Origin of the sequence: Spongisporangium articulatum (genome assembly GCF_044465595.1) — a bacterium.
Classification (GTDB): domain Bacteria; phylum Actinomycetota; class Actinomycetes; order Actinomycetales; family Kineosporiaceae; genus Spongisporangium; species Spongisporangium articulatum.
On record NZ_JBITLV010000004.1, the window covers coordinates 148702 to 168454 of the forward strand.

At 73.7% G+C, this 19753-nt stretch carries 18 protein-coding genes and 1 tRNA gene; 10 read left to right on the forward strand and 9 right to left on the reverse strand.

The window, feature by feature from the left end:
• The first annotated feature begins 32 nt into the window (after positions 1-32).
• On the forward strand, positions 33-1583 hold the full coding sequence (nuoN, locus tag ACIB24_RS13205; protein ID WP_398281884.1) for an NADH-quinone oxidoreductase subunit NuoN: 1551 nt from the start codon (positions 33-35) through the stop codon (positions 1581-1583).
• Between the two features lie 43 nt (positions 1584-1626).
• On the forward strand, positions 1627-2634 hold the full coding sequence (locus ACIB24_RS13210) for a polyprenyl synthetase family protein (protein WP_398280836.1): 1008 nt from the start codon (positions 1627-1629) through the stop codon (positions 2632-2634).
• A 9-nt stretch (positions 2635-2643) separates the two neighbouring features.
• On the opposite strand, the gene ACIB24_RS13215 is transcribed toward ACIB24_RS13210, so the two are convergent.
• Positions 2644-2949, reverse strand: coding sequence for a 2TM domain-containing protein (locus ACIB24_RS13215; protein ID WP_398280839.1), 306 nt, complete (start codon positions 2947-2949; stop codon positions 2644-2646).
• Between the two features lie 86 nt (positions 2950-3035).
• Between ACIB24_RS13215 and ACIB24_RS13220 the strand changes: the two genes are divergently transcribed.
• The 3 genes from ACIB24_RS13220 to rarD all read left to right on the forward strand — a co-directional run bounded on the left by ACIB24_RS13220 (position 3036) and on the right by rarD (position 4857).
• A complete protein-coding gene (locus ACIB24_RS13220; protein ID WP_398280842.1) occupies positions 3036-3263 on the forward strand; it encodes a hypothetical protein in 228 nt (75 codons plus the stop codon).
• Position 3264: 1 nt separating this feature from the next.
• Positions 3265-3852, forward strand: a complete 588-nt coding sequence (locus ACIB24_RS13225; RefSeq protein WP_398280845.1) for a Clp protease N-terminal domain-containing protein — start codon at positions 3265-3267, stop codon at positions 3850-3852.
• A gap of 81 nt (positions 3853-3933) precedes the next feature.
• Positions 3934-4857, forward strand: coding sequence for an EamA family transporter RarD (gene rarD, locus ACIB24_RS13230; protein WP_398280848.1), 924 nt, complete (start codon positions 3934-3936; stop codon positions 4855-4857).
• A 93-nt stretch (positions 4858-4950) separates the two neighbouring features.
• Here rarD and ACIB24_RS13235 read toward each other — a convergent pair whose 3' ends face one another.
• The gene (locus tag ACIB24_RS13235; protein ID WP_398280851.1) at positions 4951-5784 is read right to left on the reverse strand and encodes a hypothetical protein; all 834 of its coding nucleotides are present in this window, start codon (positions 5782-5784) and stop codon (positions 4951-4953) included.
• Between the two features lie 323 nt (positions 5785-6107).
• On the opposite strand from ACIB24_RS13235, the gene ACIB24_RS13240 reads away from it, so the two are divergent.
• Positions 6108-6181 (forward strand) — tRNA-Leu (locus tag ACIB24_RS13240).
• Positions 6182-6187: 6 nt separating this feature from the next.
• Here ACIB24_RS13240 and ACIB24_RS13245 read toward each other — a convergent pair.
• Genes ACIB24_RS13245 through ACIB24_RS13260 form a run of 4 tightly spaced genes read right to left on the reverse strand, consistent with a single transcriptional unit; the run spans position 6188 to position 11273 of the window.
• The gene (locus tag ACIB24_RS13245; protein ID WP_398280854.1) at positions 6188-6388 is read right to left on the reverse strand and encodes a hypothetical protein; all 201 of its coding nucleotides are present in this window, start codon (positions 6386-6388) and stop codon (positions 6188-6190) included.
• A 36-nt stretch (positions 6389-6424) separates the two neighbouring features.
• On the reverse strand, positions 6425-8251 hold the full coding sequence (locus ACIB24_RS13250) for a DUF3592 domain-containing protein (RefSeq protein WP_398280857.1): 1827 nt from the start codon (positions 8249-8251) through the stop codon (positions 6425-6427).
• Between the two features lie 41 nt (positions 8252-8292).
• Positions 8293-9390: a 2-oxoacid:ferredoxin oxidoreductase subunit beta gene (locus tag ACIB24_RS13255; protein WP_398280860.1), complete on the reverse strand. Its 1098-nt coding sequence runs from the start codon at positions 9388-9390 to the stop codon at positions 8293-8295.
• Entirely contained in the window at positions 9390-11273 is a 1884-nt protein-coding gene (locus ACIB24_RS13260; protein WP_398280863.1) for a 2-oxoacid:acceptor oxidoreductase subunit alpha, read from the reverse strand. Before ACIB24_RS13260 ends, ACIB24_RS13255 begins: the two co-directional genes overlap by 1 nt.
• A 90-nt stretch (positions 11274-11363) precedes the next feature.
• Here ACIB24_RS13260 and ACIB24_RS13265 point away from each other — a divergent pair, with 90 nt between their 5' ends.
• Positions 11364-12290 (forward strand): LysR family transcriptional regulator, encoded by a 927-nt coding sequence (locus ACIB24_RS13265; protein WP_398280866.1) that lies wholly within the window; start codon positions 11364-11366, stop codon positions 12288-12290.
• Between the two features lie 25 nt (positions 12291-12315).
• Here the strand turns inward: ACIB24_RS13265 and ACIB24_RS13270 are convergent, their stop codons facing one another.
• Positions 12316-13245 carry an alpha/beta hydrolase gene (locus ACIB24_RS13270; RefSeq protein ID WP_398280869.1) on the reverse strand — a complete coding sequence of 310 codons (930 nt, stop codon included), beginning with the start codon at positions 13243-13245 and terminating at the stop codon, positions 12316-12318.
• A 54-nt stretch (positions 13246-13299) separates the two neighbouring features.
• Here ACIB24_RS13270 and ACIB24_RS13275 point away from each other — a divergent pair, with 54 nt between their 5' ends.
• Entirely contained in the window at positions 13300-13734 is a 435-nt protein-coding gene (locus tag ACIB24_RS13275; protein ID WP_398280872.1) for a MarR family winged helix-turn-helix transcriptional regulator, read from the forward strand.
• 98 nt (positions 13735-13832) lie between these two features.
• Here ACIB24_RS13275 and ACIB24_RS13280 read toward each other — a convergent pair whose 3' ends face one another.
• On the reverse strand, positions 13833-14684 hold the full coding sequence (locus tag ACIB24_RS13280) for a hypothetical protein (protein ID WP_398280875.1): 852 nt from the start codon (positions 14682-14684) through the stop codon (positions 13833-13835).
• A gap of 19 nt (positions 14685-14703) precedes the next feature.
• Entirely contained in the window at positions 14704-15087 is a 384-nt protein-coding gene (locus ACIB24_RS13285) for a VOC family protein (RefSeq protein WP_398280878.1), read from the reverse strand.
• 67 nt (positions 15088-15154) lie between these two features.
• Between ACIB24_RS13285 and ACIB24_RS13290 the strand changes: the two genes are divergently transcribed.
• Both ACIB24_RS13290 and ACIB24_RS13295 read left to right on the forward strand, forming a co-directional pair.
• Positions 15155-18184, forward strand: coding sequence for a hypothetical protein (locus ACIB24_RS13290; RefSeq protein ID WP_398280880.1), 3030 nt, complete (start codon positions 15155-15157; stop codon positions 18182-18184).
• Entirely contained in the window at positions 18181-19752 is a 1572-nt protein-coding gene (locus tag ACIB24_RS13295) for an ABC transporter ATP-binding protein (RefSeq protein ID WP_398280883.1), read from the forward strand. The genes ACIB24_RS13290 and ACIB24_RS13295 overlap by 4 nt, the downstream gene beginning before the upstream one ends.
• Position 19753: the final 1 nt, after the last annotated feature.

The following is a 19753-nucleotide window of genomic DNA, read 5'->3' on the forward strand; positions in this document are numbered from 1 at the left end:
CTCCGTCCATCGACTACGCCGCCGTCCTGCCGATGCTGATCGTCTTCGGCGCCGGCCTGGTCGGCGTGCTCGTCGAGGCGTTCGTGACCCGCGCCCAGCGGTTCATCAGCCAGGTCGTCGTCACCGTGGTGGGCCTGGCCGCCGCGCTGGTCTCGGTGATCCTGCTGGGCGTCGACGGCAAGAGCGTCTCGACCGCGTCGGGCACCGTCGTCATCGACCCGCCCGCGCTGTTCCTGCAGGGCACGATCCTGGTGCTGTCGCTGCTGGCCGTGCTGACCATGGCCGAGCAGACCGCCGGCGACTCGGGCGCCCTCACCGCCCAGGCGTCCGCCGTCCCCGGGTCCCCGGAGGAGGCCGCGGCCGGCCGGCTCAACCTGGTCCAGAGCGAGGTCTACCCGCTGCTGCTGCTCTCGGTCGGCGGCATGCTGCTGTTCCCCGCGTCGGGCGACCTGCTGACCATGTTCGTCGCGCTCGAGGTCTTCTCGCTGCCGCTGTACATCATGTGCGGCCTGGCCCGCCGCCGGCGCCTGCTCTCGCAGGAGGCGTCGATGAAGTACTTCCTGCTCGGCTCGTTCTCCTCGGCGTTCTTCCTGTTCGGCAGCGCGATGATCTACGGCTTCGCGGGCACCGTGAAGCTGTCCGGCATCGCCTCGGCCATCTCGGTGCAGTCCGGCGACAGCACCGCCGGGGCCGTGGTCGGCCGGGACGGCCTGCTGTTGCTCGGCATCGGGCTGCTGGCCGTGGGCCTGTTGTTCAAGGTCAGCGCGTTCCCGTTCCAGGCCTGGACGCCGGACGTCTACCAGGGCGCCCCGACGCCGGTCACCGGCTTCATGGCCGCCTGCACCAAGGTCGCCGCGTTCGGTGCGCTGCTGCGGATCGCCTACGTCGCCGTCCCGGACGCGCGCTGGGACTGGCAGCCCGCCCTGTGGGTGGTCGCGGTCGCGACCATGCTGATCGGTTCGATCGTCGCGATCGTGCAGGCCGACGTGAAGCGCATGCTGGCCTACAGCTCCATCGCGCACGCGGGCTTCATCCTCGCCGGGCTCATCTCCATGGACAAGGCGGGCGTCAGCGGGGTGCTGTTCTACCTGGCCGCCTACGGCTTCACCACGATCGGCGCGTTCACCCTGGTCGGGCTGGTCCGCAACGCGACCCGCGACGGCGGCGTCGGTGGCGAGGCCACGCACCTGTCCCAGTGGGCCGGGCTCGGCAAGCAGAGCCCGCTGCTGGCCGGCCTCTTCACGCTGTTCCTGCTGGCCTTCGCGGGCATCCCGCTGACCAGCGGCTTCACCGGGAAGTACGCGGTCTTCTCGGCCGCCCTGGACAGCGCGCCCTGGGGCGCCTGGCTCGTCGGGTTCGGCGTGCTGGCCAGCGCCATCGCGGTGTTCTTCTACGTCCGCGTCCTGGTGCTCATGTACTTCTCCGACCCGGAGCCCGACGTCGAGGGCACGACCGTCGTGGTGGCGCCCGGCGCGTTGACGGTGCTGGCCGTGGGCATCGGTGCGGTCGCCACGATCGTGCTCGGCGTCATGCCGACGTGGGGGCTGCACCTGGCGCAGAACGCCTCCGTCTTCCTGCCTTGAGGCCCTGCCCACCGCCCGGGTGGCCTCAAGTACGGTGGGGGCTGTGACGTCGCCTGTCGCCGCGGTCCTCGACCTCCCCGTCGCCGACGCCGAGCTCGCCCGCTCGGTGCAGACCGGCCTGGAGGCCGTCGAGGTACGCCTGCGGGAGGCCGTCCGGCACCAGGACCAGTTGGCGGACGACGCGTCCCGGCATCTCGTCGAGGCCGGTGGCAAGCGGGTCCGGCCGATGCTCGCGTTGATCGCCGCCCAGCTCGGCGACCCCACCCGGCCGGAGATCGTGGACGCCGCGGTGGTCTGCGAGCTGACCCACCTGGCCTCGCTGTACCACGACGACGTGATGGACTCGGCGCCGCTGCGGCGGGGTGTGCCGGCCGCGCACGAGGTGTACGGCAACACGGTCGCCATCCTGACCGGCGACCTGCTCTTCGCCCGCGCGTCGCGGGTGGTCGCCAACCTCGGCCCCGACGCGGTGCAGATCCAGGCCCGCACGTTCGAGCGGCTGTGCATCGGGCAGTTCCACGAGACGGTCGGCCCGGCTCCGGGGGAGGACCCGGTCGAGCACTACATCCAGGTGCTGGCCGACAAGACGGGTTCGCTGATCGCCGCGTCGGCCCGGCTGGGGGCGATGTTCGCGGGTTGCCCGCCGCACGTCATCGACGTGCTGGTCACGTACGGCGAGAAGGTCGGCGTCGCGTTCCAGCTGGCCGACGACGTCATCGACCTGACCAGCACCGACTCGGGCAAGACGTCGGGCACCGACCTGCGCGAGGGCGTGCCCACCATGCCGGGCCTGCTGGTCCGGCGGGCCGCCGAGGCCGGTGACGCCCAGGCCGCGGCCGTGGTCGAGCTGCTGGACGGTGACCTGTCCACCGACGAGGCGCTGGCCGCCGCCGTCGCCGCGCTGCGGGCCCACCCGGCGATGGAGCAGGCCCGTCAGGAGGCGTTGCGCTGGGCGCGCGAGGCCGTCGAGGCGCTCGACGACCTGCCGTCCGGGAAGGCCACGGAGGCGTTGCGGGCCTTCGCCGGCCTGGTCGTCGACCGCACCCGCTGAGCCGCCGGTCTAGTCGCCCGAGAGGCGGCGCATCTCGGCCTGGATCTCGGCTTCGGTGAACCCGTCCCGGCCGAACACGCTGCGGGCCTGGAAGGCCAGTCCGAGGCCCCAGCCGAGCAGCGGGAAGATCGGCCACGGGAACCAGCTGCCGCCGTTCAGGCCGCTGATCACCCAGATCACCCACAGGAACGCGTTGACGATCAGGTAGGTCGTGAGCTGGCGGTAGAAGGCCTGCTTGCGCTTGAGCCGCTGCAGGGCTCGCCCCCGCAGGTCGTCGCCCGCTGACTCCTCCGGTGTCCCGTACGGCGCTGCCATGGAGGCATTCTGGGGCGTACCGCCGCACCATGCCACGTCGTCAACCTTTATTGACGCTGGGCTGTGCGTCAACTATGGTTGACAGCATGACGCAGGCGACCGAACTGGCGACCGCCGCCGGCAGTGCCGACCCCCGGGTCGGGCTCCGGGCGGCCCTGGCATTGCGGCGGCTGGCCGAGCAGCTGGAACGGCTGCAGGTCGAGAACGCCCGCCACCAGGGCTGGTCCTGGCAGGAGATCGCGGCCGCGCTCGACGTCACCAAGCAGGCCGTGCACAAGAAGTACTCGGCGACCATGCCACCTCAGGAGGGCTGACATGCTCGAGCGATTCACGTCCGGCGCCCGCGAGGCCGTCGTCGGTGCGCGGCAGGCGGCGACCGACCAGCAGCGACCGGTCGGCACCGAGCACCTGCTGCTCGCGCTGACCGCCGACCCCGGGCCGGGCGGCACCGCCGTGCGGGAGTTCGCCCCCGGTCTCGACGCCGCCGCCGTGCGGGCCGCGATCGAACGGCTCGTCCCCTCGCCCCGGCCCCTGCTGGACGCGCAGGACGCCGAGGCGTTGCGTTCTGTGGGCATCGATCTGGACGCGGTCCTGGCCCGGATCGAGGAGACCTTCGGCCCGGCCGCGCTCGAGCGTCCGAAACCTCGCCGGGGCTGGTTCCGCCGCACGCCGGTGGAGCCGCCGGTCGGCCGGTTCGTCCCGCGGGCCAAGAAGGTGCTGGAACTGGCGCTGCGCGAGGCGCTCCGGCTCGGTGACGGGGAGATCGGTTCCGGGCACCTGCTGCTCGGGCTGCTGCGCGAGGGCGAGGGACTGGGCGTGCGCATCCTCGTCGACGCCGGGGTCGACCTGGCCGCGCTGCGCCAGGCCTGCGAGGAACGGCTCGGGCACGGTCGGGCCGCCTGAGGGCCACTGATTGTCGATTGGCCTTGCTCCCGAAGGGTTCGCGGCCGGGGCGACCGGGCCTCCGCTCGATACAGTGGTGGGATGAATTCGAAGGGCGTCCTGTACGGCTTCGGGGCGTACTTCCTGTGGGGTGCCTTCCCGCTGTACTTCCGGCTGCTCGAGGACTCCAGCGCCTTCGAGGTCCTGCTGCACCGGGTGGTCTGGTCGGTGCTGGCCTGCCTGGTGCTCGTGGTGGCGCTGAGGCACCGGCGCGAGCTGACCGCCGTCCTGGCGCAGCCGCGGCGGGTGGCGACGCTGGGGGCCGCCGCCGCCGTGCTCGCCGTGAACTGGGGCGTCTACATCTACGCAGTGAACTCGGGGCAGGTCATCGAGGCCGCCCTCGGCTACTTCATCAACCCGCTGATCACCGTCGCCCTCGGCGTGCTGGTGCTGCGCGAGCGGCTGCGCCGGCTGCAGTGGGCGGCCGTCGTGGTGGGCTCGGTGGCGGTGGCGGTGCTCACCGTCGACTACGGGCGGCTGCCGTACATCGCGCTGATCCTGGCCTTCTCGTTCGGGGCCTACGGGTTGATCAAGAACCGGGTCGGCGGCCAGGTGAGCGCGCTGGTCGGGCTGACCACCGAGACGCTGACGCTGACGCCGTTGGCGCTGGTCGGCCTGGTCGTTCTGTCGGTGAACGGTTCGCAGACGTTCACGTCCGACCCGCCGTGGCAGGGACTGCTGCTGGTCTCGACGGGCCTCGTGACGATCGCCCCGCTGCTGCTGTTCGCCGCCTCGGCGTCGCGGGTGCCGCTGACCACGCTGGGACTTCTGCAGTACGTCACGCCGACGCTGCAGTTCCTCTGCGGCGTCACGGTGCTCGGCGAGCACATGCCGTTGTCCCGGTGGCTGGGCTTCGGTCTCGTGTGGGCGGCGCTGGTGCTGCTGACCGCCGACACCCTGCGCACGGCCCGGGCCAGCGGTCGGGCGGCGCGGGCGGCCGAGGTGGTCGAACCCCTCCCCGCCTGACTCTGCTCGCACCTTGTCTCTCCTAGCGTCGTCTTGGTGCCTCCGGTAGGCCGGGAAAGCGACGCCACGCGAGACAAGGTGCGAGCAAGGTCGTCAGCGCAGCGAGACGACGGCGATGTACGGCCCCATCTCGGCGGCCCGACGGCAGGCGACCTCGATGCGGCGACCGAGGGCTTCGGCCCGGACGAGGTCGAGCACGTCCACCGCGCCCCACCGGACGACGTCGATGCCGACGTCGCGCATGTTCCGCTCCCGTCGACGCTCGGAGTCGAGCACCTTGAACAGGGAGTCGGGGTTCGCGCCGCCACGTTCGGCAGCCGCCAGCCTGTACTTCGACTTGCCGTCCGCCTCGCCGATCACCCCCGCCCACCAGGCATCGCCCCGCCCGATGAAACGGCCGTCGGGGTCGCGGACCACCACCTGCCACTCGGGCCCTGGGACGCCCACCTGCTCGAACGCCCAGGCCGACCAGGACTCGAAGGGGGACTCGCGGCGCCCGTCGGCCAGTTGCAGCAGCAGGCGGGCCCTGGCGACACCCGGCCATCGTCGTTGCGTAGCGGCCACCCCCAGGAGTTGCTGCCTGGTCACCAGCCCTCGATGCAGGGCGGCATCAGCGATGGCCAGACCGTCCCGTGGTTCCAGGGATCGCAGGCAGTCCACGACCGTGCGGGCCGTCCCGGTCAGACGTACCGTGCTGCCGATCACGGCGCCGTCCGGCAGTTCGGCGACGTGAATGTGAAGGTCCGGACGGACGACGACCGGACGGCGGTTGCTGGTGAAGGTCGGTGGTCCCCAACCGGTCAGGGGTTTCGGCAGCTTGTGGAGGCGCGCCGCGGTGAGGTGGGAGGCGACCAGGTCGCGACCGGGGTGTGCGAGCCGGGCCGCCTGCACGACAGCGACGGTGCCCGGTTCGGCTGCCGTGAGCACGCCGCGATGGGTCGCGCTCAACACGCCGGACCGAAGGCGCCTGTCGATGGCGCTGTCGCTCAAGCCGGCCGCGCGCAACTGGGCTCGGGTCCGGGGTTCCATGAACCGAAGGATGACGCGAGTACCGAGTGGGCCCAACGGCCCGCTGTGGACGAGCGCCCTGTGGACGCCGCGACCAGCGGGCCACTGGAGACGGCCCGGGAAACGGTTGGCGAGCCGTGATGTCCGGCGGCTACGGTCCTGCGCATGACCTGCACCGGCCGTCGACTTACCGCGCTGCCTACAGCGCGCAGTTGAGCACGGCTGCTCACACCGCGCCACAGGCCGGTGTAGCCCAATCGGCAGAGGCGACAGGCTCAGACCCTGTGCGTTGGGGGTTCGAATCCCTCCACCGGTACCGATTTCAGCGCGTGCGGGCCGCGGCCAGCGCGGGCTTGGGGACCTTCTTGGCCACCTCGTAACGGCGCAGGTCCAGCCGGACGGCGAGGTCGGCGTCCGCCAAGCGCTTCAGCACCAGGGGGCAGGCCTGGCACCGAGGCTTGTCCTTGCAGCACTTGCGCTTCGCCTTGACGGCTTTGAAGCCCTTGGTCGCCTTCTTGGACACCGCAGCAGTGTAGGTAAGGCTTACCTGATTGTGAAGTCAGGTGAGTGATCCGACCACGGACCACGCGCCGATGCCTCCGAGCACCCCGAGCGCCAGGACCAGGACGGCCAGCAGGGCTTCGGGCCGCAGCACGCGGATGGCCTCGTCCACCGGCACCCGCCCGACCGAACGGAACGGGTCGTCGTCCACCGGGCCGGCCGCCGCCCGCAGCGCCTCGGCGCTCGCGGCGACCGCCTCGACGTCGGCGTAGGGGCCGCTGCTCAGGGGACGACCGCTGTCGCGGAACACCATGATCTCGTCGTCGTCGACCCGCAGCTGGCTGATCTGCGTCCACGGCACCCGGTCGGAGAACACGGGACCGTCGACCTGCAGGCCGTCGGCGTCGAGCACCAGCCGGCTGACCCGCACGGTCCAGCCGTAGTAGACGCCGAAGGCCAGCTGGAAACCGATGACTGCCAAGGTGATCGGGTCGGCGCCGGCCCAGCGCGCGAAGGCCGCCGCGACGGTCGACACCACCGGGACGCCGGGCAGCAGCAGGGGCGACCACCAGGGCTGATCGGGGCGGACGACGATCGGGAGCGCGGTGGGCACCTGCTCGGCGGCGGGCACGACCCAGCCGACCTGGGGCCCGTCCTGGGTACGGCGCTGCGGCCCCGACCCGCCGGGATCGGGCGACCCGGCCGGACGGCGGTGCCGGCCCGTTCCGTCCTCGGCGCCGTACCGCCGGTCGAGCAGGCCGGGCCAGTTGCTCACCCACCACCACGGCGCGTCGCGCACGGTGCGCAGCGCGGTGCGCGGCAACAGGACGGCGTCGTCGAGCAGGACGGCGACCGCACCGCCCGTGGTCACGTCACCGACCAGCGTGCCCGGCGCCAACCCGGCGTCCACCAGGATCGGTGCCGGGCTCAGCTGCCGGTATTCGACCCCGAACTCGGCGAACGGCGGGTCGCCGGGCCCGGCGTCGACCGCGTGCAGGTACGCCGTGGTGCCGTCGGTGTCGACCAGGACCATCAGGGCCGGCCGCTCCTGCCACCCGCCCACCCAGGTGACCAGCGACCGGTCGCGCCAGAACAGCAGCCCGGCCGCCAGCAGGGCCAGCACGGCGCCGGTCAGCCAGAGGCTGTTGTCGGCCCGTTCGGCGACCAGGCGGAACCAGCCCGGGTCCGCCGGGTCGACCAGGACCGGCACCGACGTCCCGACCGGGTACTGCGCCGTGTCGAACGGCTCGACCGTGTGCCTCGTCTGCCCCGGGACGGACAGCTCGATCCCGTACGAGTCGTCGGGAGCCGGGTTACGGGTGACGGTCGCCGTGATCACGACGGCCCGGGCGACGTGCCGCTGCTCGGCGGCGTCCACCACGTGCAGGACGGTGAGACAGGCCAGCCCGGCCAGCATCAGGCCCCCGGCGGCGGCCGTCCGCCAGCCGTACCGGTGCCCACCCGGCAGCTGCGGCACGCGGGCCGTGCGCCCACCGGCCGCGCGTTCGGCCAGGCCCCGGCGCCGGACGACGTCCTGGTGCAGCAGGAGGAGCGTCACCAGGCAGGCGAGGGCGAACCCGGCCCACGGGATCCGGGCGGGCGGCGCCGAGTCGAACCCGAAGCCGTAGAGGCCCAGCGCGACCCCGGCTAGACAGCCGAGCCGCGGCATCGACCAGAGCAGCACCGGCGTCAGGAAGACGAGGCTGATCGCGGCTCCGAAGACGTCGTCCTGGCCGCAGGGGTCCGTGGCCGTGCAGACCACCGCGTCGGTGCTGATCGACAGGGTCAGCACCGACCCCCACGCCACGATCAGCACGCCGCTCGGCACCCACCAGGGCAGCAGTCCGTGCGCCCAGTCCCGGGCGGTGCGGTGGTCGAAGGACACCGCGCGATCGTGTCAGGTGGAACTGCTGGTGCGCCGGGGAACTACGAAGAGACCGTCCAGGTGTCCTTGCCGTACAACAGCGCCTCGAGATCCTCGTCGGACGCCCGACCGCCGGCGTCGGACACCGCGAACTCGACCTGTTCCCGGGCCAGGTCGTCGTAGGTGGGCCGGTCGACGGACCGGAACACCCCGACGGGCACGTGGGCCATGGTCGGCTCGTCGAGCCGGGACAGGGCGAACTGCACCGACGGGTCGGGGTTGACGGCGTCGTGCACGAGCAACCCCTCGACCCCGACGGACGCGACGTCGACGACCTCGAGCCCGCCCGACGCCGTCCGGGCGATCCCGCGCACCGGCTCGCCGTCGTCCCCGGCCGGCCCGAACCGGATCGGCTGCCCGTGCTCGAGCCGGACGAGACGCGCGGTGGCCTCGTCGCGGTCCTTCAGCACGTCGAAGGCGCCGTCGTTGAAGATCGGGCAGTTCTGGTAGATCTCGACGAGCGACGCGCCCCGGTGGTTGACGGCGGCCCGCAGCACCGAGGTGAGGTGCTTGCGGTCGGAGTCGAGAGTCCGCGCCACGAACGAGGCTTCGGCGCCCAGGGCCAGCGACACCGGGTTGAACGGGGTGTCGAGCGATCCGGCCGGGGTCGACTTGGTGATCTTCCCGGGCTCGGACGTCGGCGAGTACTGGCCCTTGGTGAGCCCGTAGATCCGGTTGTTGAACAGCAGGATCGTCAGGTTCACGTTGCGCCGCAGCGCGTGGATCAGGTGGTTGCCGCCGATCGAGAGCGCATCCCCGTCGCCCGTCACGACCCACACGTTGAGGTCGGGGCGCGACGTGGCCAGGCCGGTCGCGATGGCCGGGGCGCGGCCGTGGATGGAGTGCAGGCCGTAGGTGTCGAGGTAGTACGGGAACCGCGACGAGCAGCCGATACCCGAGATGCACACGACGTTCTCGGGGGCGATCCCCAGCTCCGGCATGAAACCCTGCACGGCGGCGAGGATCGCGTAGTCGCCGCAGCCGGGGCACCAGCGCACCTCGGAGTCGGAGGTGAAGTCCTTCTTCGTGGGCTTCACGGCGTCGTCGGCCAGCAGCGGAACGCCGACGAGCCCCTTCGGCGGGGGGACGGTGACTGACATCAGATCTCCTCGGACGAGGCGAGTTTGCCGATGGCGTCGGCCAGTTCGGCGGAGCTGAAGGGCAGGCCGCGCACCTGGTTGTAGCCGCGCGCGTCGACCAGGTAGCGGGCCCGCAGCAGCAGGGCCAGCTGGCCGAGGTTCATCTCGGGCACCAGCACCTTCGGGTAGCGGCGCAGCACCTCACCGGTATTGGCGGGGAACGGGTTGAGGTGCCGCAGGTGGGCGGTGGCCACGCGCACGCCGTTCTCGCGGGCCAGCCGGGCGCCGGCCGCGATCGGCCCGTACGTCGAACCCCAGCCCACCACGAGCACTTCCGCATCACCCGAGGGGTCGTCGACCTCCAGCGGCGCCGCGTCGATGCCGTCGACCTTGGCCTGGCGCAGCCGGACCATCCGGTCGTGGTTGGTCGGGTCGTACGAGATCTCGCCCGTACCGTCGGCCTTCTCGATGCCGCCGATGCGGTGCTGCAGCCCCGGCGTGCCCGGCACCGCCCACGGGCGGGCCAGGGTGTCGGGGTCGCGTTCGTAGGGCCGGAACGGCACGTCGCCGCCGGCGGGCGCGAAATGCACGTCGATCCGGGGCAGTTCGGAGACCGACGGCAGCTTCCACGGCTCCGACCCGTTGGCCAGGTAGCCGTCGGACAGCAGCAGCACGGGCGTCCGGTAGACCGTCGCGATGCGCACGGCCTCGAGTGCCGCGTCGAAGCAGTCGGCGGGGGAGCGCGGCGCGACGATCGGCACCGGCGACTCGCCGTTGCGCCCGAACATCGCCTGCAGCAGGTCGGACTGCTCCGTCTTGGTGGGCAGCCCGGTCGACGGGCCCCCGCGCTGCACGTCGACGATCACCAACGGCAGCTCCAGGGAGACCGCCAGGCCGATGGTCTCGGACTTCAGCGCCAGGCCCGGACCACTCGTGGTGGTCACCCCGATCGCGCCGCCGTACGAGGCGCCGAGCGCCGCCCCGATGGCCGCGATCTCGTCCTCCGCCTGAATGGTGGTGACCCCGAACCGCTTCAGCCCCGACAGCGTGTGCAGGATGTCGGACGCCGGGGTGATCGGGTACGAGCCCAGCACGAGCGGCAGCTGGGCCCGGTGCGCGGCGGCCACCAGCCCGTAGGACAGCGCGATGTTTCCGGTGACGTTGCGGTAGGTCCCCGACTCCGCCGCCGCCGGCGCCACCTCGTACGAGGCCTCGAAGGCCTCGGTCGTCTCGCCGAACGCCCACCCGGCGCGCAGCGCGGCCAGGTTGGCGCGCAGGATCTCCGGCTTCTTCCCGAACTTGGCCTGCAGGAACCGTTCGGTCCCGGTGGTCGGCCGGTGGTACATCCACGAGAGCAGGCCGAGGGCGAACATGTTCTTGGCCCGCTCGGCGTCCTTGCGGGTCAGGTCGAACTCGCGCAGGGCCTCGACCGTCAGCGAGGTCAGCGGCACCGGGTGCAGCCGGTAGGAGTCGAGCGAGTCGTCCTCCAGCGGCGAGGCGGCGTACCCGACCTTGGCCAGGTTCCGCTTCGTGAACTCGTCGGTGTTGACGATGATCGTCTTCCCGCGGGGCAGGTCGCCCAGGTTCGCCTTCAGTGCCGCCGGGTTCATCGCGACGAGCACGTCGGGCGCGTCGCCGGGGGTCAGCACCTCGTGGTCGGCGAAGTGCAACTGGAACGACGAGACGCCGGGCAGCGTGCCCTGGGGGGCGCGGATCTCCGCGGGGAAGTTGGGGAGCGTCGCGAGGTCGTTGCCCAGACCGGCGGTCTCCGCGGTGAACCGGTCACCGGTCAACTGCATCCCGTCCCCGGAATCGCCCGCGAACCGGATGACGACACTGTGCACCTGTTCGACCGTGCCCACGGCTGCTTCTCTCCTCGTGACCTGCCTCGGGACCGAGACCATGCATTCACAAGCCTGCAACCATTCTGCGCCTCGTGCTAGTCCCCGCAGAACGGTGAGGTCACAAGCTCTGCTTGTGAGAAACTGCTGGTCGTGCCGCTGTCACCCCGGGTGCCCGACCTGATCTCGCTCGACCTGTTGCTGTCCGTGGCCCGCACCGGCAGCCTCGGCGCGGCCGCCCGCGAGCACGGCGTGACCCAGCAGGCGGCCAGCCTGCGCATCCGTCGGCTCGAGGGGCTGCTCGGCGTCCCGGTGGTGACCCGGTCCCGCCGCGGCAGCAGCCTGACCAGCGCCGGCGTCCTGGTCGCCGACTGGGCCGCGCAGCTGACCGAGCTGGCCGCGGGCCTCGACGCCAGCCTCGAGGCGTTGCGCGGGTCGCGCTCGGCGCAGCTGAGGGTCGCGGCCAGTCTGACGGTGGCCGAGTACCTGATGCCGCGCTGGTTGGTCACGCTGCAGCACGCGGCGCGGGCGGACGGCGGTCCGGGGTTGGCCGTGCGGCTGCGCGCGGTGAACTCGGACGAGGTCGCCGAGGAGGTGCTCGCCGCACGCGCGGACCTCGGCTTCGTCGAGGGCCCGCAGGTCGCGCCCGGGCTGGGCTGGGAGCAGGTCGGCGCCGACCAGCTGGTGCTCGTCGTCCCGCCGGGCCACCCGTGGGCGCGGCGCCGCCGGCCGGTGACCGTCGCCGAACTCGCGGCCACCCCGCTGGTCGCCCGCGAGGCCGGTTCCGGGACGCGGCGCGCCTTCGAGGTCGCTCTGCAGGCGGCGGGCGCCGAGCCCGTCGCGCCCAGCCTCGAACTGTCCGGGACGGCGGCCGTGCGCGGCGCGGTGCTGGCGGGGGCCGGGCCGGCGGTGCTCAGCTCGCTGGCGGTGCAGGACGACGTGAGCTCGGGTCGGTTGCGGGCGGTCGGCGTGGTGGGCCTCGCCCTGCGTCGACGGCTGCTCGCCGTGTGGGACGCCGGGACGGCGCTCAGCTCACCCGCCGCCGACCTGCTCGCCGTGGCCCGCGCGGCCCGCCGATGATGCGTTTGCGCATGATCACCACGCCCTATTCGTGATCATGCGCAAACGCAGCATTACCGCGCTGATCATGCGCAAACGCAGCACGCAGGAAGCGCCCCGCGGAGTCCAGCGCCTCACCCGCCTCGTCCAGCGGCAGGGCCGTGCCCTGGAACACGTGGGTCAGGCCCGGCCACGCCTCCAGCGAGACCCGGACGTCCCCGGCGGCGGCCCGCGCGGTCAGGCGCGTGGCGTCGTCCAGCAGCACCTCGGCCGAGCCGACCTGGACCAGGAGCGGCGGCAGCCCGGCCAGGTCGGCGAACACGGGGCTGACCAGCGGTTCGGCCGGGTCGCGACCGGCCAGGTAGCCGGGCGCGTAGGCGCCGATCCGGTCGCGGGTGAACAGCGGGTCGACGCCGTGCTTGGTGTCCATGCTGTCGCCGGTGAAGGTCAGGTCGACCCACGGCGAGAACACGACGGCGGACGCGGGCAGCGGGTCGCCGGCCGCCCGCAGCGCCAGCAGCGTGGCGACGGTCAGACCGCCGCCGGCGGAATCGCCGGCGATCACGAGATTCTCGGGCCGGTGCCCACGGGACAGCAGGTCGCGGTAGGCGGCCACCGCGTCGTCGAGCGCGGCGGGGAACGGGTGCTCGGGCGCGAGCCGGTAGTCGAGGGAGTAGGCGTTGCCGTTCACCCGCCCGGCCAGCTCCCAGGCCAGCGTGGCGCCCGTGCGGGCCGAGCCGACCATGTAGCCGCCGCCGTGCAGGTACAGGACGACGGCGGGCCCGGTGCTCGCCGCGACCGCCACCTCGAGTGCGGGGCGGCTGCCGAGCGTGGTGTCGGTGAGGGCCACGCCGTCGGGCACCGGCCGGCTCAAGCTCTGCTCGAAGATGTCGCGTTGCTGCCCCACGGAGGCGTCGGCGTCGTAGGGAGCGGAGCGCAGGGCGTCCGCCACGGCCTGGATCTGCTGGATACTCATGGCCGGCTCAAGTAGATTCTTAGGAATCTAATTCCCAGGAATGGAAAATTCTCGATGGCCGACGTGGGCGAGTTCTTCATCAGGCTGGTGCGGGCCGAGACGCTGCTCTACAACGCGGTCGACGCCCGGCTGCAGGCCGACTTCGGGCTGTCGCTCGGGCAGCTGCAGTTCCTGCAGATCGTGGCCCGGCGCGGTACGACCCGGGTGCTCGACCTGGCCACCGAGGTCGGCATCACCGTGGGGGCCACGAGCAAGGCCGTCGACCGGCTGGTCGAGCGCGGCTGGGCCGAGCGGGCGGCCAACCCCGACGACCGGCGCTCGTCGCTGCTCACGCTGACCCGGTCTGGATCGGCGTTGCTGATGCGGGCCACCCGGGTCTTCGAGGCCGAGCTGACGGCCCGGTTGCGCGGCGTCGTCACCGACGCGGAGCTGACCCGGACGACGGCCGCCCTCGCGGCCCTGCACGCGTCGCTGGCCGTCGACCGATGATGCGTTTGTGCATGATCACGGCGGAGTTGCTGCGTTTGCGCATGATCACCGCGGGGCCTCGGTGATCATGCGCAAACGCAGGATTCGGGTCGACGAGGTCAGCGGGTGAGGCGCTCGTCGCGTTCGGCGGCCCGCAGGTCGCGCTTGGCCCGGACGAGCGCGTGCTCGGTCTGGGCGGCCCGGTCACGCAGCTGCGCCAGCTCGGCGGCCAGCTCCTCGTAGCGCTGCGTCACGTCGGCCAGCTCGGCGCGGGCCCCGGCCAGGTCGCTGTCCAGCGACTCCACGAGAGCCCCTGCGGCCCGGACCTTCTCGGCCGCTGCGGCGCGGCGGGCGTCCCGGGCCGCGGTGTCGGCCTTCGGTTTCGGGGCGGGCGCCGGCCTCGCGCCCGGCTCATCCGGCACGGCCTTGAACCGCCGTGGTGGGACGACGGGCGCCTCGGGCACCGAGTCCGGGTCGGCCACCGCGCCGGTCAGGTCGGGTGGCCCCAGCCCGTCCGACGTCAACCCGCGCAGCAGTTGCCCGCTCACCGCGGCGGCGGCGGTGGCCGGGTCGGTCAGCGCCGCGCGCAATGTCTGGTCGAGCTCGCCCAGCGCCGCGTCGCCGGCCGGCTGGTCGAGCTGGTCGGCCAGCGACCGGGCCACCCCGAGCACCGAGGCGACCACGGCGGAACGCTCACCCGACAGCGTGCGCAGGCGGGCGCCGTCCAGCTCCTCCTGCGCGGCCCGCATCGCCGCGCCGAGCGCGAGCAGCTCCTCCAGGTCGGACTGCCGGTGCCGGGCCAGCATGTTGGCCAGCCACGCCCCGGCCGACGGCTTGCGCAGCTTCTTCACCGTCGCGGCGAGCGCGGCGTCGCCGTCGGCCTTCGCCGCCTTGGCCAGCGCGTCGCGGCGGGCCACGAAGTCGGCCTGGCCGCCCGCGTACAGCTCGCGCACCGCCTCGGCCAGGTCCATGCCCAGAACTATGGCCGAACTAGGCCTGCGCCACCGACAGGATGTTGCCCGACGGGTCGGTGAACCACGCGATCCGCGGCCCGGCCGCGGCGATGCCCCGCTCGTCCTGGTCGAACCCGTCGTAACGCAGCATCGTCACCCCCCGCCCGACGAGCTCGTCGACCGCCGAATCGATGTCCGGCACCGGGAAGTTCAGGATCGTGAAAGTGGCCGGCACGTGGTCCGGTTTCGCGTAGACCAGCACGTCACGACTGCCCTTGATCTGCAGTCGCATCAGGTAGCCCCGCATCGCCTCGTCCTCGACGTCGGCCACACCCAGCCCGAGCGTCTCGGCGTAGAACCGCCGCGCCTGCTCGACGTCCTTCACGGCGAATCCGCTGTAGGCCTCGGAATCCGTCAGCATTGGAACTCATCTCCTCGCGTTGCGACAAGACACCCAGCCAACACCGTCACCGCCTACTGTGCAGGTCATGACCCTCGTTCCCGCGCTGATCCTGGCGCGGGGCCGGGCCGCGGGGCTGCGGCACGCCGTCCTCATCGCCGCGCTCGCGCTGGGCGCCGCGCTGCCCGTCGTCCTGCAGGCCGGGGCGCTGGTCACCGCCGACGCCGCGCTGGGCCGGGCGCTCGACGACCTGCCGCTCGCCGACCGCAGCGTCACGGTCAGCCGGGCCGGCCTGCTCACCGACGCCGAGCTCGCCGGCGTCGACGCCGCCGTGCGGCGCGAGCTGACCGGCCTCGTGGACGACGCGACGCCCCTGCGCAGCCAGGTCGTCTACCACCGGTTGGGCGACACCCACGGCACCGACTTCGTGCTGGCCGGGACCCAGGACCTGCGCACCGCCGTCCGGCTCACCTCCGGCCGCCCGCCCCGCAGCTGCACGCCGACCCGGTGCGAGGTGCTCGCCGTCCCGGCCGATCCGGCGGCCCCGCCCAGCACGGACCCGCACCCGGACGCCGACTCGGGGCTGGTCGTCGTCGGCCGGGCCGTGCGCATCGACCCGCTGCTGCTGTCGGGGACGTTCGACCCGAAGGCGACGGTGCTGCTGGCCGACGGCGTCGGGCCGGTGAGCCGGGTGGCGCCGCTGGAGCTGATCCAGCGCACCTACGGCTGGGTCGGCCCGCTCGACCGCGACCAGTTCCGGCGCTCGGGTGTGGCGGCCTGGACGGCGGCCGAAGTCGCGGCCGCGGACCGGCTGTCCCCGTACGGGGCGGCGCTGACCGCCCCCGACTCGGCGATCGCCGCGGCGGCCGCACGCTCCGACGCCTCGACCGGGCGGTTCGGGCTGCTGGCCGGCAGCTGCGCGGTGCTGCTGCTGGGCGCCGCGCTGTGCGGGGCCGCGGCGCTGCGCCCCGACCACGTCCGGTTCACGGCCGCGCTGCGCCGCCGCGGGCTGGCCGCCACGCCGCTGCGGCTGGTCACGCTGGGGGAGGTCGTGCTCGTCTGCGTGGCCGGCTCCCTGGCCGGGCTGGTGCTGGGGGCGGCGGTCAGCGCCGGGACGGCGGGCGTCGCCGGCCCGCCGGTCGCGGGCACCGTCGACGGCGCGCTGAGCGCGGCCCTGCCGACCGTCGGGGGGCTGGGACTCGCTGCGCTGGCGCTGATCTCGCTGGTCCTGTGGCCCGCCGCCGCGCGCCCCGCCTGGACCGACGAGCGGGCCACCTGGCGACTGGTCAGCGTGGTTGCCGCGGCGGCCGTGGCCGCCGTCGTGCTGGTCGTCTCGCGCGGTTCGGCCGGTGCGGACGACCCGCTACTGGTGGTGCTGCCGTCGCTGGTGCTGTTGGCCGCCGCGTTGCTCGCCGCCCGCGCCTGGCCCTGGGTGGGCCGCGGGGTCTACCGCCTGCTGCCGCGCCGGGCGGTCGGCCTGCGGCTGGGCGTCGCCGGCGTCTCGGCCCACCCGCTGCTGGCCGCGTCGACGGCGGCTCTGCTGGTCGCCGGGGTCGGCGCCTCCGGGTTCGCGATCTCCTACCGGGCCACGCTGCAACGCGGGGCCGCCGACCAGGCCGCGTTCGTCGTCCCGCTCGACGTCCGCCTCGCCGCGGGCGCGTCCGGCGCCTCGGTGCTCGGCGCCGGATCGGCCGCCGAGCTGACCGCGGCCGCCGGCGGGAGGTTCGCCCGCCCGGTGATTCGGACCGCCGGGTCCCTGCGCAGCGGGGCGCAACGCTCCGAGGTCGTGCAGTTCGTCGGGCTGGAACCGGCTGCGCTGGAGGAGGTCCGGCGCTGGTCGGCGACCGTCGGGGGTGGTGAGGCGGAAGCGGTCGCACGGGCCGTGGCGACATCCGTGCCGGCGACGGGCCTGGCCCTGCCCGCCGGTCGCACGCTGGCCGTGGCCACCGACGAGGACACCGTGATGGATCTCAGTGCGGTGCTGCGCGCGGACGACGGGCGCGAGCGTTCGCTCCCGTTGAGCGCCGTGCGCGGGGCGAAAGTGCCTCGCCAGGAGGCGGTCCTGCCCTCGGGGGCCGGCTGGCGGCTCATCGCCCTGACCTACACGCCCGACAACGAGACCGAGACGCTGCGCGAGCACGGCCTCGCCGAGGACATCCGGACCCGGGCCGCGCTGTCCGGCCGGATCGAGCTCGGGTCGGTGTCCGTGGACGGCGCCCCGCTGACCCACCCGTGGGCGGGCTGGACCGGTGACGGGCTGTCCGTGCGCGACGGCGGTGAGGCGGTACGCCTGGACTACCGGCTGGACGGCCCCGTCGGCACGATCGCGGCCGCCCGCACCGTGCGGCTCGCGACGGCGGGCACCCCGGTGCCGGTAGCGGCGGACCCGGTGACCGCCCGCGGGGCCGGGGGTGTGGGCGGGCGGGTCACGCTGACGCTCAACCAGGAGCCCGTGCAGGCCCGGATCGCCGCCGTGCTGCCCCGGTTCCCGACCGTCGACGGCGGGCGGTTCGTGGTGGCCGACCTGGCCGCGTTGTCGACCGTGCTCGACCAGCAGTCGCCGGGGACCGCGCAACCCGACGAGCTGTGGGTGTCCGGGACGGGTGGAGCCTCGAATGCCGCTCTGCTGAGCGGGCTTTCGGTGCAGCGGGCGGTCGGTGTGGAGCGCGACCTGCGCACCGACCCGGTGGCCGTGGGGGCCGTCCGGTTGCTCCTGCTCGCGGCCGGGCTGACCGCCCTCGTCGGGCTGGCCGCCCTGGTGCTGCTGGTCGCGGGCGAACGCGACGAGGACGCCGGGGAGCTCTACGCCTGGGAGACCGAGGGCGTGCCGCCCGCGGTGCTGCGGCACAGCCTGTGGGCCCGGGCCGCGGCGGTGACGGTGCTGGGGGTGCCGGTCGGCGTGCTCGGGGCCCTCGTGCTCACCCGCCTGACCGCCCGGCTCGTGCCGCTCACCGCGGGCGCCGGGCAGCCCCGGCCGCCGTTGGCCCCGGTGGCGGGGCTCGGGACGGCGACCGTCGCCCTGGTCGGGGCCCTCGCCCTGGCGCTGACCTCAGCCGTGCTCGTGGCCGCGCGCAGCTTCCGGGAGCCGTCGCCCGTGCCGCCCGGGACGGGCCGATGAACGCGTCGGGGCACGAGCTGGTCGTGGACGTGCGCGACGCCTTCTGCCTGCACACGCTGCCCGACGGTGACGCGGTGGCCGCGCTGCGCGGCCTGAGCCTGCACGTCCCGGCGGGGGAACGGCTGGTGCTGCACGGCCCGAACGGTGCCGGGAAGACGACCCTGCTGCGGGTCCTGGCCGGTGAGCAGCGGCTGGCGGCCGGGACGGCCGAGGTCGCGGGGCTGGCCGTCTCGACGGCGGGGGTCGCCGACCTGGCCCGGTGGCGGGCCCGGTCGCTGGGGCAGGTCGACCAGGACCCGTGGCGGCTGCTGCGCCGCGAGTTCGACGTGGTGACCAACGTGGCCCTGCAGCTGCGGGTCACCGGGGTGGGCGCGCAGCCGGCCCGGTCGCGCGCCGCCGAGGCGCTGGAGTCGCTGGGGCTGGGCGACCTGACCGGCCGGGACCCGGCGACCCTGTCGGGCGGGCAGCGGCAGAAGGTCGCGGTGTGCGCGGCCCTGGCCCACGGGCCCGCGCTGGTCCTGGCCGACGAGCCCACCGGCCAGCTCGACCTGCGCTCGGCCGACGAGGTCTACGAGCTCCTGGACCGGGCGGTCCGGCACGCCGGGGCCACCCTGGTGCTGGTCACCCACGACGACCGGGCGGCCGGGATAGCGGACCGGGTGGTCCGGATCCGGGACGGGCGCATCTCCGAGTCGTGGACGCCGGGCCCCGACGCCCGCGAGGCGCTGGTGGTCGACGACCGCGGCTGGCTCCGGCTGCCGGCGGAGGTGCGGGGTGATGCCAAGGCCGTGCACGTGTCGTCATCGGGTGACGGCATCACCCTGCACCCCGTTGGTCGTGATCATGGAATCTTCCAGTCTGCGCCGCCGGGTGCTGCCCTGGCAGAGAAGCCCGCCAGACTGGAAGATTCCATGATCACGACCAATGAGGTGGTGGCCCGGCTGTCCGGGGTCTGCGTGGCCTACGGGGGGACCACCGTGCTGGACGGCGTGGATCTGGACGTGCACGCCGGGGAGCTGACGGTGCTCACCGGGCGCTCGGGGGCCGGGAAGAGCACGTTGCTGCGGGTGCTGCTCGGGATGCAGCGCCCGGACGCCGGCGCGGTCGAACTCGACGGCCACCCGCTCGAGGAGCTCGACCGGGCGCAGCGGGCGGCGCTGCGCGGGCGGGTGTGCGGCGTCGTCCTGCAGCAGGTCCACCTGGCCGGCACGGCCGACCCGGTCGGGAATCTCGACCTGGCCCGGGCCGCCCGAGGGCTGCCACTCGACCCGGACGCCGGGCGCTGGCTCGAGCGGCTCGGCGTCGCCGGGTTCGACGGCCGGCCCGCGGCGGGGCTGTCGGGCGGCGAGCGGCAGCGGGTCGCCCTGGCCCGCGCGCTGGTCGCCCTGGACCGCCCCGGCGCGCGGCTCCTCGTGCTGGACGAGCCGACGTCCCAGCTGGACGAGGGCTCGGCCGAGCTGGTGACGCAGGTGCTGCGGGAGGTCGTGGGGGCGGGCGCCGCTGTGCTCGTCGCCACCCATGACCCCGTTCTGGTCACAGCGGCCGATCGGACCCATACCCTGGACTGAC

Excerpts from the sequence above, each read along its gene's own strand:
- nuoN (WP_398281884.1), top strand. The coding sequence starts at position 33 with ATGCTGATCGTCTTCGGCGCCGGCCTGGTCGGCGTGCTCGTCGAGGCG.
- ACIB24_RS13215 (WP_398280839.1), bottom strand. The coding sequence starts at position 2,949 with ATGGCAGCGCCGTACGGGACACCGGAGGAGTCAGCGGGCGACGACCTG.
- ACIB24_RS13220 (WP_398280842.1), top strand. The coding sequence starts at position 3,036 with ATGACGCAGGCGACCGAACTGGCGACCGCCGCCGGCAGTGCCGACCCC.
- ACIB24_RS13225 (WP_398280845.1), top strand. The coding sequence starts at position 3,265 with ATGCTCGAGCGATTCACGTCCGGCGCCCGCGAGGCCGTCGTCGGTGCG.
- rarD (WP_398280848.1), top strand. The coding sequence starts at position 3,934 with ATGAATTCGAAGGGCGTCCTGTACGGCTTCGGGGCGTACTTCCTGTGG.
- ACIB24_RS13255 (WP_398280860.1), bottom strand. The coding sequence starts at position 9,390 with ATGTCAGTCACCGTCCCCCCGCCGAAGGGGCTCGTCGGCGTTCCGCTG.
- ACIB24_RS13260 (WP_398280863.1), bottom strand. The coding sequence starts at position 11,273 with ATGGTCTCGGTCCCGAGGCAGGTCACGAGGAGAGAAGCAGCCGTGGGC.
- ACIB24_RS13270 (WP_398280869.1), bottom strand. The coding sequence starts at position 13,245 with ATGAGTATCCAGCAGATCCAGGCCGTGGCGGACGCCCTGCGCTCCGCT.
- ACIB24_RS13275 (WP_398280872.1), top strand. The coding sequence starts at position 13,300 with ATGGCCGACGTGGGCGAGTTCTTCATCAGGCTGGTGCGGGCCGAGACG.
- ACIB24_RS13280 (WP_398280875.1), bottom strand. The coding sequence starts at position 14,684 with ATGGACCTGGCCGAGGCGGTGCGCGAGCTGTACGCGGGCGGCCAGGCC.
- ACIB24_RS13285 (WP_398280878.1), bottom strand. The coding sequence starts at position 15,087 with ATGCTGACGGATTCCGAGGCCTACAGCGGATTCGCCGTGAAGGACGTC.
- ACIB24_RS13290 (WP_398280880.1), top strand. The coding sequence starts at position 15,155 with ATGACCCTCGTTCCCGCGCTGATCCTGGCGCGGGGCCGGGCCGCGGGG.
- ACIB24_RS13295 (WP_398280883.1), top strand. The coding sequence starts at position 18,181 with ATGAACGCGTCGGGGCACGAGCTGGTCGTGGACGTGCGCGACGCCTTC.